An 11,373-nucleotide genomic window follows, 5' to 3' on the forward strand; every position below is an offset into this window, starting at 1 on the left:
CCATCACCCCCAGGAGGGGCTCGAACACCGAGCGGGATAAGAGCCTCAGGGCTGAGCCCGTCTGGGACCCGGACACTCACCCGGGGTCGTGGCGGGCGGTGTGGGCCTACTCCAAGAAGCGCGCCGCCAGGGACACTCGGACCCTGATCGCCCAGGAGAACCGCGCCCGGGCCATCCGTCGCCGGTGAGAAGCGTCCCAAGGGCACGCGTTTTGTCACCACCCACGCCGGTGACGCCACCTTGGATGAGGCCTCCCTGGCCAGGGCCCGTTCCCTGGTGGGGCTCAAGGGCTACGTCACCAACATTCCCGCGCATCTCATGGGCGCCGGTGAGGTCGTCTCCTCGTATCACGAGCTGTGGCACGCCCGGGCAGTCCTTCGCCGATGAGCAAGCACGACCTGAGAGCCCGCCCCGTCTTCCACCACACCCGCGATGCCATCGAGGCGCACCTGACCGTGGTCATGGCAGCCCTGGCCATCGCCCGACACCTCCAGGACACCACCGGGATCAGCATCAAACGCATCATCCGCACCCTCAAGCCCCTCCAGGAGATCACCATCAACCTCAACGGCCACCACCTCACCGCCGCCGACCCCCTGACCCCCGAAGCCGAAGAAATCCTCACCGCCCTGAGCATCCCAACAGGGCACTAAAAACTGTGCAACTCAGGTCAGAAGATCCGCCTCCAGAGCACCGGCTACTGTGAGGGGGACGCGCCGGTGTCCATGCCGGTCGCCAGGCCCATGAGGACTAGGCCGACGACGGCTGCCGCGACGCCGGCGGCCACCGCCGTGCGTTCCCGCCCGGTGCGCTCCTCCCCCAGGATGGTCAGACCACCGATGGTGGCCAGGACGAAGCCGAGCTGGGAGAGGGTGAAGCCGGAGGCCACACCAACAGCCGCCGTCGAGCGCAGCATGAGGGCGTTACCGACCGCCCACAGGCCCCCGGCGAGCGCGGCCGGAACGATCCTCGGGCCTCGTAGGGGCGCGCGCCGCGGCAGGATGAGGGCGCACAGTCCGGCACCAGCCAACAGTCCCAGCCCCATGGGTCCGACGGCGTGGGCCGGGGGTACCTCGACGGCGCGCAGCAGCGAGGGGTAGGAGCCGTAGAGGACGGCTGAGGCGGCGGTGGCCAGCAGACCGGCACGTCGCTGCGCGGGAGTGGGACCGGGGCCGGTGCGCTCCTGCCAGGAGCAGGCGGCGGCGCCGAGCATGATGAGCGCGAGCGCCACCATCCCCAAGATCAGGGCCCCGGGAGCGCGCCACTCACCGAAGAGGCTCACGCCCAGGGTGGCGTTGAGCAGGAGCTGGAGGGCGGTGGTCAGAGGCATGGTGCGACTGACGCCCCAGGCGCGGAAGGCCCACAGGACGAAGACCTGCCCACCGGTCCACATGAGTCCGCAGGCCACGCCCCACACGGTGGCGCTCAGGGACCAGGGCGAGCCGAGCATGGCGGCGCATCCGAGCGAGACGGCTCCCGCTCCCACCATGACCGCGGTGTTCTGGCGGCGGATGTCGGTGGGGAAGGCTCCGAGAAGAAGGGACAGTGCCCCGAACAGCAGGGAGGGCACGAGGGCGATGGCAATGCTCATGGCGGGTCCGCAACGCTCTTCGACACGGGTACTTGTCTGCGTCTCAACGCGGACGGGGCGCGCCCCGCAGTGGAGCGCGCCCCGTCCGGCTGGGCCTGTTCTCAGGCGTCCAGGTCGGTCTCCAGGAGGGCCTTGAGGTCCTCGAGGGCCGCCTCGGCGCCGTCGGCATCGGAGGCCAGGGTGACGACGTCGCCGAAGCCGGCGCCCAGGGTCATCACACCGAGGATGGAGGAGGCGTCAACCGCAGCGCCGCCCTCCTTGGCGATGGTGACCGGGACGCCCTTCTCGGCGACGGCCTTGACGAAGGTGGCAGCAGGACGGGCGTGCAGACCGACCTTGGAAGCGATGGTGGCGGTGACCTGGGCCATGTGAAGCTCCTTGTGACATGTGGGGGCTAACAGTGTGGGAAGCGGATCATGCCCCCACACCGATCTGAGCAGCGCAGCGGCTGCTGTCCCGGCCGAGACTACCCGAGATCACGGCTCTGTTGCACTGTTCCTCCCGTCAAAATCACGGTTCGTCGAGGAGGCCTCCTCAAGAACCGGTGTATGGCGCCAGGACGACCTCGACCCGCTGGAGCTCCTTGACGTCCGCATAGCCGGTGGTGGCCAGGGTGCGGCGCAGGGCGCCCATGAGGTTGAGCGTGCCGTCAGCGCGGTCGGAGGGGCCGTTGAGGATCTCGGCCATGGTGCCCACTGTGCCCACGTGGCTGCGGAAGCCCCGCGGCAGGCGCTCATGGCGGGCCTCGGCGCCCCAGTGGTAACCGCCGCCGGGAGCCTCCTCGGCCCGGGCCAGGGCGGCCCCGAGCATGACGGCGTCCGCGCCGCAGGCGATGGCCTTGACGACGTCGCCGGAGTTGCCCACCGAGCCGTCGGCAATGACATGGACGTAGCGGCCCCCGGACTCGTCGAGGTAGTCGCGCCGGGCCCCGGCGACGTCGGCCACGGCGGTGGCCATGGGCATGTGCAGCCCCAGGACCTGGCGCACGGAGGAGGAGGCGCCGCCACCCTGCCCCACGAGGACTCCGGCCGCGCCGGTGCGCATGAGGTGGAGGGCGGCGGTGTAGGTGGTCACCCCGCCGACCACCACGGGCACGTCGAGCTCGTAGATGAAGCGCTTGAGGTTGAGGGGCTCGACGGATCCGGAGACGTGCTCGGCCGACACGAAGGAGCCGCGGATGACCATGAGGTCCACACCCGCCTCGACCACGGTGCGCCAGTGACGCTGTGTCTGGGCGGGGCTGAGTCGCCCTGCCACGACGACGCCGGAGGCACGGATCTGGGTGAGCCGCTCAGTGATGAGCTCGGGCCTGACCGGGGCGCGGTAGACCTCCTGCAGGACGCTGGTGGCCCGGGACGGATCCGCCCGGCGGATGCGCTCGAGCGCCTCGGTGGGGTCCTCGTAGCGGGTCCACAACCCCTCCAGGTCCAGCACGCCGATCCCGCCCAGACGTCCCACCAGGATGGCGGTCTCGGGGCTCATCACCGAGTCCATGGGGGAGGCCATGACCGGCAGATCCACGTGGTAGGCGTCGATCTGCCAGCCCACGCGTACCTCGGAGGTGTCCCGGGTGCGACGCGCTGGCACCAGGGCGATGTCGTCGAAGGAGTAGGCGCGCAGGGCACGCTTGGAGCGTCCGATCTCGACCTCTGTGCTCATGGCCCGATCCTAGTGGGGCCGGTCCGGTATCCACCGGAGCGACCGGCGGGGCGGAGGCCTGCGCGGGCGCCGGCAGCCGGGCGAGGCGCACTGGCACCGGCGCATTGATGTCGTAGCCCGGTGGCATGCTGGCCCCATGAGCACCCCGCACTCCTCCCCCATGTCCGACACCGCCGCACCCGTTCCCTCCACCTGGCCCCTGGGCCCCCTGCTCGGCTTCGACACCGAGACCACCGGAGTGGACCCTTCCGGCGACCGTCTGGTCACGGCGGCGCTCGTCTGGCGGGCGGCTCCTCGGGCCGACGGAGTCCGGCCGCAGTCGGTGACCACGTGGCTTGCCGATCCCGGCGTGGAGATCCCCGAGGCCGCCGCCGCGGTCCACGGCGTGACCACCGAGCGGGCCCGCGCCGAGGGTCGGTCGGTGACCGAGGTGCTGGCAGAGGTCAGTGAGCACCTGGTGGCGGCGATGGCGGCCGGCACCCCGGTCGTCGCCTTCAACGCCTCCTACGACCTGACTCTCATGGAGGCCGAGCTCGCTCGCCACGGGCTGCCCACAATGCGCTCGCGCCTTGGCCGCGAGCTGGGGCCCATCGCCGACCCGCTGGTCCTGGACCGGGCCGTGGACCGCTACCGCCGCGGCAAGCGCCGCCTGGGCGACCTCTGCGAGGTCTACGGCGTGCGCGTCGATGAGGCCCTGCACACCGCAGAGGTGGATGTGGCCGCCACACTCGATGTGCTCGAGGCCCTGGCCACGGCCCATCCGAAGCTCTCAGAGCTCAGCCCCGATGAGCTCGTGGCCTTCCAGGCCCGAGCCCACCGCACCTGGGCGGAGTCCTTCAACGAGTGGCTGGCGCGCAAGAACCCCTCACGCACACCGGCCCAGACCGCCTGGCCGCTGCCCGACTCCCCCACGCTCTGAGCCCCCTCCGGGTGCCCCGCCGCGCAACCGGCGAGGTACGCCCGCACACAGGGAGCCGGCCGGATCACTCCGGCCGGCTCCCTGAGCGGCAGTGTTCCGCTGAGTCTGTCTGGTCAACTGGGCTGCGATGTGTCAGACCCCGTCTCGCCCGCTGTAGTTGGGTGCCTCGACGGTCATCTTGACGTCGTGGGGGTGGGACTCCTTAAGACCGGCGCTCGTGATCCGCACGAACTGACCGCGCTCCTTGAGCTCGGGGATCGTGCGCGCACCCACGTAGAACATGGACTGGTGCAGCCCGCCCATGAGCTGGTAGACGACGTCGCCCAGCGCACCGGAGTAAGGGACCTGCCCCTCGATGCCCTCGGGGACGATCTTAGAGTCCGAGGAGACGTCGGCCTGGAAGTAGCGGTCCTTGGAGTAGGAGGTGCGCCCGCGCGAGCTCATGGCCCCCAGCGACCCCATGCCGCGGTAGCGCTTCCACTGCTTGCCGTTGACGAAGACGAGGTCGCCGGGCGACTCCGTGCAGCCCGCCAGCAGGGAGCCGAGCATGACGGTCTCCGCACCGGCCACGAGGGCCTTGGCGATGTCACCGGAGTACTGCAGGCCGCCGTCGGCGATGAGGGGCACCCCGGCGGGCTTGCAGGCGCGAGCCGCCTCGTAGATGGCCGTCACCTGGGGCACCCCCACGCCGGCGACGACGCGCGTGGTGCAGATGGAGCCCGGCCCCACCCCGACCTTGACGGCGTCGGCCCCGGCGTCGATGAGCGCCTGAGCGCCCTCCCGGGTAGCGACGTTGCCGCCGATGACCTCGATGCCGCCGAAGGCGGAATCGGACTTGAGACGGGAGATCATCTCCAGCGCCAGCTTGGCACCGCCGTTGGCGGTGTCGACGATGAGGACATCCACGCCGGCCTCAGCCAGGGCCCCAGCGCGCTCCCACGTGTCTCCCCAGTAGCCGACGGCAGCACCCACCACGAGGCGCCCCTCGGCGTCCTTGGTGGCGTGGGGGTACTGCTCGGTCTTGACGAAGTCCTTGACGGTGATGAGACCGGTGAGGCGCCCCTCGGCATCGACCAGGGGCAGCTTCTCGATGCGATGCTCGGCCAGGAGCGCCTTGGCGTCCTCCCGCGAGATGCCGGTCTCGCCGGTGATGAGGCGATCACGCGGTGTCATGCACTCGCGCACGGTCAGGCTCGCCCAGCGCTCCGGGGGGACGAAGCGCAGGTCGCGGTTGGTGATGATCCCCTGAAGGTTGCCTCCCGCGTCGACGACCGGCAGGCCGGAGACCTTGTAGTGGCCGCAGAGCTCGTCGAGCTGGGCGATGGTGGCGTCCGGTCCGACGGTCACCGGGTCGGTGACCATCCCGGACTCCGAGCGCTTGACGCGTCGCACCTGCTGGGCCTGGTCCTCGATGGACAGGTTGCGGTGGAGGATACCGATACCACCTTGGCGAGCCATGGCAATAGCCATGTCCGACTCGGTGACCGTGTCCATCGCGGCCGAGAGCAGCGGGGTGGCCAGGCTGATCCTCGAGGTCAGTCTGGAGGTCGTATCGACCTCAGAGGGGATGACGTCGGTCAGCCTGGGCAGCAGGAGAACGTCGTCGTAAGTGAGTCCAGTGGGGGCAAAGACGTCAGGGCTGGTGATCGAGTCGCTCACGGGGCCATCGTAGGACGACCTGACCACCCTGTGCATATCCGCCGGCGCCGGCCTGTCCGCCCGCTGGCCCACCGGCCTCCACACAGCCGTCCCCATCGAGCCGTCCGGCACCGACGCGCCCCGAGGGCAGAGCGGAGCACTCGACCCGACGGCCGACACGGCAGCCGGCCCGACGGCGAGACCACCGCACCGAGGTGATGGGCGTCTCAGAAATAAAGCGACAATGAATGCGGAACGTTTCAGAAAAAAGATGCTCCTCAGACACACATCATTCACAAAACGTTTCTGCTATTCGAGCGCCACATTCTGGCGCACGTTTTCAGACATCCAGAACGCCAACATCCAGCAAATCTGGAGAAAGTTTCGTTGTGAGATAGAATGATTCTTCTTGATTAACGCACCGCGCGATCTTATCGTTAGATATAGCGCATCACGTTCGGTGTGCCCGACCGCCATATCCAAAGGAGGGGAGGCAATGCACGACTCATCGCGTCTGCCCGGCCCGATCTCCACCCTCTGGGAGTGGCAGTACCGGGGGGCCTGCCTCGGCATGGACTCCTCGGTTTTCTTCCACCCCGAAGGAGAGAGAGGCGGTTCCCGTCGACGACGGGACGAACGAGCAAAGGCCATTTGTCAGGACTGCCCCGTCCTGGACGAGTGCCGGGACCACGCCCTGAGCACCCGCGAGCCCTACGGCGTCTGGGGAGGCATGAGTGAGGAGGAGCGGCGCGCATACTACGAGCGGCAGGCACGCCGCCTCACCGACGAGCCGGCCTGACGCTCCGCCCCGCTCCAGGGAATCGACAGCACGGACATTCCCATCTCGAGACAATCATCCAGACACGGCGCCTCCATGGAGCAGGTTCCGTGCACGCACGGTGAAGGGGGAGGCACCTCAAGGGTGCCTCCCCCTTCTTCACCATGCCGTGGCGCCGGGCGGCGCACACGACCTCAACGGCTCACTTGGTGACGACCGCCAGGACGTCGCGCGCCGACAGGATGAGGTAGTCCTCACCGGCGTAGCTGACCTCAGTGCCCCCGTACTTGGAGTAGATGACGACGTCGCCCTCGGCGACGTCGACGGGCACGCGGTTGCCGGAGTCATCGATGCGACCCGGGCCCACGGCCACGACCTTGCCCTCCTGGGGCTTCTCCTTGGCGGTGTCGGGGATGACCAGGCCGGATGCGGTGGTCTGCTCGGCCTCAGCGGTCTGGACGACGATACGGTCCTCGAGCGGCTTGATGGAGATCGACATTGGAGACCTCCTCCTTCTCTTCAACGTGCAGTAGAACGGCTTGTTCGCCCTCCCCAGGCGTGCCCGGCCGCCGTCGCGGGGGTCGGTCCGGCACGATGCAGGAGTGCGAGTCGCAGAAGGTGCCCGCCCTGCATCCCAGGACCGGGAGAGCACTCCGCTGCGCCTGACGGAGAATCTACGTCGGCGTTAGCACTCAGTCAACGCGAGTGCCAAAGCGTGGCGGCGGTTTCGCCGTGGGCGTCAGCCCTCGTCAGCGCCGGCGCTCCCGGGTCCAGGCGACAGCCTCCTTGACGCTCGTCTCCTGGCGTCCCAGGGTCGGGTCTCGTCGGGAGACGACATCGGCGACGGCCTTGATCGCCGCCGCTCGCTCGCGCGCCCAGCCGACCGCCCACCCGATGCGGTCACTGCGGGCCCGCGAGTCGCCGACGCCCTCGACGTCGACGCCGACCGCACGGCAGATAGCGACCGCGCGCGGCTCATGGAAGTCCTGGGTCACGAGCAGGGCCCGTTCAATCCCGAAGATCCTGCGTGCCCGCACGCAGGTGTCGTAGGTGTCGAAGCCCGCGTAGTCCACAGCGATCGCCTGGTCGGGAATCCCCTGGGAGAGGAGGTACCTACGCATGACAGTGGGCTCGTCGTAGCCAGCGCGCCGGTTGTCCCCGGAGACCAGGATCGCCTCGACGCGACCGCTGGTGTAGAGCTCGGCGGCGGTGTCAAGGCGGTGAGCCAGCCAGGGCGAGGGCTGTCCGTCGGCGTCGACGGCCGCCCCCAGGACGATCGCCACCGGCGCCCTGGCAGCCTCGCCGTCGCCGCGGCCTTTACCGGCGATCTCGATGTGCCCGGCGCTGATCGTCCACGCCCAGATACTGGCCCCGGCCGCCAGGAGGGCCATGACCCCCATAACTGCCGCAGAGATCCGCACCAGCGACCGCAGAAGCGCCCTGGGGCGCCCCGCAGCGTCAGGCCGCCGGGCTGTGCTCACGCCGTCGTCCTCGCACCCCGCAACGGCACCGGCGCCCTGACTGGCACCGCCCCGGGGTTCCCCCTCAGTCATCAGTCCCCACCCGTCTTCCCGTCCAGCGCCTTTTCGGCCCCGCCGGTGCGCGGCGCCTCGGCACACAACCCTACTCACCGCCGGCCAGGCAGGGCCCCAGGGCCTTCTCAGATCTCCTCCCGGCCTCCCTGCGTGGGCCCCTTCCCGCTCCACCCAGTGAACATCACGCCCATTGGCAGGTTCTGCATGGAATGATCGGGGGTGATGGCTGAGAACCACGTCGCGCTCCTGCTGACCCCCGAGGGCTGGGAGCTTCTGTCCTCCCTGCCCCCCTACGACCCCTCCGAGGCCCTGTCCCTGGGTCGTTCTCTGCGCGAGGAGGGACACTCCCCCGCCCTGGTGGCGGCCGCGCTGACGCAGCAGCGCCTGCGCGAGCGGGCCACGGCGAAGTTCGGCCCCTTCGCCCAGCAGATGCTCTTCACCGCCGACGGCCTGGAGCAGGCCACCCGCCTGACGGTCTCGGCCCACCATGCGGCCCGTTACGCGGCCGCGGGCGTGACGAAGGTCGCGGACCTGGGTTGCGGGATCGGGGGCGACGCCGTCGCCCTGGCCGGGCTCGACCTGCCGGTACTCGCCGTGGACCGAGATGAGGCCGCAGCCGCCCTGGCCACCATCAACCTCATGCCCTTCCCCCACGCGAGCGTCGAGTGCGCCGACGCCCTGGAGATCGACCTGGTCGAGCGAGGGGTGGACGCCGTCTTCGCCGACCCCGCACGCCGCACCGAGGGACGTCGCATCACCGATCCGGAGCAGTGGTCCCCGGCCCTGTCGCAGGTGCTCGCACTGCGCGAGACCGTGCCCGCCCTGGGCGTCAAGGTCGCCCCCGGCATCGACCACGCCGCGCTGCCATCGGACGCCCACACCCAGTGGGTGAGCGTGGACGGCGACGTCGTCGAAGCGGCCATCTGGTGCGGACCGCTGGCGCCGGAGGGCCCCGGGCGCTCCGCACTGATCCTGCGCTCAGGAGCGCAGAACGCAACCGCCTGCACACTGGTTGATCCGAGCACCTCCGACCCCTCGCAGCCGCCGGTCCAGGTCGATCCGATCAACTCGCCCGACGACCTGGGCAGCATCATCCACGTTCCCGACGGCGCCGCCGTGCGCGCCGGACTCATCGCCCACCTGTGCGAGACCCTGGACGCCAGGCCAGTGGGACCCCGGATCGGCTACCTCACGGGCGAGCGCCTGCCCGATGAGGCGACTGCCCCCTTCGTACGCTCCTTCCGACTCACCGAGGTCCTGCCGCTACGGCTCAAGACCCTGCGCTCCCGTGGGCGCGAGCTGGGCATCGGGCGCCTGGAGATCCTCAAGCGCGGAGTCGACGTCTCCCCCGACGCCCTGCGCGCCTCACTGAGGCTCAGCGGCCAAGAATCGGAGACCTGGATCCTGACCCGGTTGGGAGACAAGGCGAAGGGCGCCGTCCTCGTCGTCGAACCGATCACCAGCGCCTCATCAGCTCACTCACCGACGTCATAGACCCCCATTATTCCCGCGACGACAGACCCCCGGTCAGCACCCGCGAGGGAACCGGGGAACCCGAGGAGGCCAGGACATGCAGAACACGACTGACACGACGAGCCCGAACGCCGCGTCCGCCGACGCTCAACTGCCGCCGGCCCGCCGCCCCCAGTCCCTTGACTTCGCCGGATCGGCCCGCTCCACGCTGGGGGTGGAGTGGGAGCTGGCCCTCATCGACCGAGACAGCCTCGACCTGCGTCAGTGCGCCGAGGAGATCCTCCAGAAGGTGGGCCCGGACCCGCACGTGCACGGCGAGATGATGCTCAACACCATCGAGCTGGTCTCCGGGGCGCGCAGGACCGTGGCCGAGTGCATGGAGGACATCGCCTTCGCCTTCGACCGAGTCCTTCCCGTCACCGACCCGCTGCGCGTGGACCTGGCCTCGGCCGGGACCCACCCCTTCGCCGACCCGCTGGTGCAGAAGGTGACCAACGCCGAGCGCTACGCACGCCTGGTGGACCGCACCCGGCTGTGGGGCCACCAGATGCTCATCTTCGGCACCCACGTGCACGTCGGCGTCGAGGACCGGAGCAAGGTCCTGCCGATCCTCAAGGCCCTGCTCACGCGTACCGCCCACCTGCAGTGCCTGAGCGCCTCCTCGCCCTTCTGGGCGGGGGCGGACACTGGCTACGCGGACAACCGCGCCATGATGTTCCAGCAGCTGCCCACCGCCGGCGCCCCCGAGCAGTTCAGCACCTGGGAGCAGCTGGAGAGCTACACCGGGGACCTGGTCCACACCGGCGTCATCGAGGACTTCACCGAGATCCGTTGGGACGTGCGCCCCTCACCGCGCCTGGGAACCATCGAGGTGCGGGCCTGCGACGCCGCCACGAACCTGACCGAGCTGGCCGGCATGGCGGCACTGACCCAGTGCCTCGTGGAGTCCTTCTCCCGCACCCTGGACCGGGGTGAGGAGCTCGATGCGCTGCCGGACTGGTACGTCGCCGAGAACAAGTGGCGCTCAGCCCGCTACGGCATGGACGCGATCCTCATCGTCAACTCCGCCGGTGAGGAGGAGCTGGTGGGAGACACGGTTGAGCGGATGCTCACCGAGCTCGCTCCCGTCGCCGAGGATCTCGGTTGCGCCGCCGAACTGGACTCCGTGCGCACCACGTTGGAGACGGGGGCCTCCTACCAGCGTCAGATCGCCGCCGTCAGGGCCTACGGAGGGCAGCGGGAGGCGGCCGTCAGGCTGCTGCTGGCCGAGGCCCGCGCGGGCAGGCCCCTGCGTCCCACCGAGGTGCTCTCGCTGGCGGCCAAGTCCTGAACCGAGCGCCGACGACCCACCTGTGGCCGGTGGCGTCGGGGCTCCGGCTCAGGAGCGCCCTGTCCGCCGCTTCATCTCCTCACACAGAAGGCTGGTCATCCTGGTGACGGGGATCCCCAGCAGGGCGGGAAGCGGGATCGTTGTGTCACCGTGGGAGAAACTCTCTCCAGCCTGCGGTACTGCGATATGCGCTCCACCGGGTACCCCGCCCACAGGCACGAGCTCACGATCCCGACGGCCACGAACCCGACCAGTGCTCCGAGCTTTGCTCGCAGGACCGCTGAGGAGCTGGCGAGGACCCGGGCGGAGGGATCGGCTTGCGCTGCAGCGGAGGAGATGGACCCGAATTCTCCTTATCCTCCCGCAGGACGAACAATGGAAAATGCAAGAGAGAACAACATGCACTGACGTCCCGACAGAACACGGAACCAAACGTCCGGGGTACATCTG

10 protein-coding genes and 1 pseudogene are annotated in these 11,373 nt (G+C 69.6%); 5 read left to right on the forward strand and 6 right to left on the reverse strand.

Annotated features, from left to right (window positions below):
• Nucleotides 1-653: pseudogene (locus FK267_RS03840) on the forward strand (IS1634 family transposase); the annotation flags it as partial.
• A 44-nt stretch (nt 654-697) separates the two neighbouring features.
• Here FK267_RS03840 and FK267_RS03845 read toward each other — a convergent pair.
• From FK267_RS03845 to FK267_RS03855, 3 genes are all read right to left on the reverse strand, one after another.
• Nucleotides 698-1,591, reverse strand: coding sequence for a GRP family sugar transporter (locus tag FK267_RS03845; protein WP_075378910.1), 894 nt, complete (start codon nt 1,589-1,591; stop codon nt 698-700).
• Nucleotides 1,592-1,692: 101 nt separating this feature from the next.
• Nucleotides 1,693-1,959, reverse strand: coding sequence for an HPr family phosphocarrier protein (locus FK267_RS03850; RefSeq protein WP_010614584.1), 267 nt, complete (start codon nt 1,957-1,959; stop codon nt 1,693-1,695).
• Nucleotides 1,960-2,125: 166 nt separating this feature from the next.
• The gene (locus tag FK267_RS03855) at nt 2,126-3,250 is read right to left on the reverse strand and encodes a GuaB3 family IMP dehydrogenase-related protein (protein ID WP_060956634.1); all 1,125 of its coding nucleotides are present in this window, start codon (nt 3,248-3,250) and stop codon (nt 2,126-2,128) included.
• Nucleotides 3,251-3,386: 136 nt separating this feature from the next.
• Between FK267_RS03855 and FK267_RS03860 the strand changes: the two genes are divergently transcribed.
• On the forward strand, nt 3,387-4,169 hold the full coding sequence (locus FK267_RS03860) for an exonuclease domain-containing protein (protein WP_141406368.1): 783 nt from the start codon (nt 3,387-3,389) through the stop codon (nt 4,167-4,169).
• A gap of 132 nt (nt 4,170-4,301) precedes the next feature.
• Here the strand turns inward: FK267_RS03860 and guaB are convergent, their stop codons facing one another.
• Nucleotides 4,302-5,864 (reverse strand): IMP dehydrogenase, encoded by a 1,563-nt coding sequence (guaB, locus tag FK267_RS03865; protein WP_198498099.1) that lies wholly within the window; start codon nt 5,862-5,864, stop codon nt 4,302-4,304.
• Between the two features lie 439 nt (nt 5,865-6,303).
• On the opposite strand from guaB, the gene FK267_RS03870 reads away from it, so the two are divergent.
• The gene (locus FK267_RS03870) at nt 6,304-6,606 is read left to right on the forward strand and encodes a WhiB family transcriptional regulator (protein ID WP_075378908.1); all 303 of its coding nucleotides are present in this window, start codon (nt 6,304-6,306) and stop codon (nt 6,604-6,606) included.
• 181 nt (nt 6,607-6,787) lie between these two features.
• Here FK267_RS03870 and groES read toward each other — a convergent pair whose 3' ends face one another.
• Both groES and FK267_RS03880 read right to left on the reverse strand, forming a co-directional pair.
• Nucleotides 6,788-7,084, reverse strand: a complete 297-nt coding sequence (gene groES / locus FK267_RS03875) for a co-chaperone GroES (RefSeq protein ID WP_003789398.1) — start codon at nt 7,082-7,084, stop codon at nt 6,788-6,790.
• A 250-nt stretch (nt 7,085-7,334) separates the two neighbouring features.
• Nucleotides 7,335-7,985 carry a SanA/YdcF family protein gene (locus tag FK267_RS03880; RefSeq protein ID WP_075378907.1) on the reverse strand — a complete coding sequence of 217 codons (651 nt, stop codon included), beginning with the start codon at nt 7,983-7,985 and terminating at the stop codon, nt 7,335-7,337.
• A 357-nt stretch (nt 7,986-8,342) separates the two neighbouring features.
• On the opposite strand from FK267_RS03880, the gene FK267_RS03885 reads away from it, so the two are divergent.
• Together FK267_RS03885 and FK267_RS03890 are read left to right on the forward strand one after the other, a co-directional pair.
• The gene (locus FK267_RS03885) at nt 8,343-9,614 is read left to right on the forward strand and encodes a class I SAM-dependent methyltransferase (RefSeq protein ID WP_141406370.1); all 1,272 of its coding nucleotides are present in this window, start codon (nt 8,343-8,345) and stop codon (nt 9,612-9,614) included.
• Nucleotides 9,615-9,690: 76 nt separating this feature from the next.
• Entirely contained in the window at nt 9,691-10,923 is a 1,233-nt protein-coding gene (locus FK267_RS03890; protein ID WP_003789393.1) for a glutamate--cysteine ligase, read from the forward strand.
• The last annotated feature ends 450 nt before the right edge of the window (nt 10,924-11,373 follow it).

Origin of the sequence: Actinomyces oris (assembly GCF_006546825.1) — a bacterium.
Taxonomy (GTDB): domain Bacteria; phylum Actinomycetota; class Actinomycetes; order Actinomycetales; family Actinomycetaceae; genus Actinomyces; species Actinomyces oris.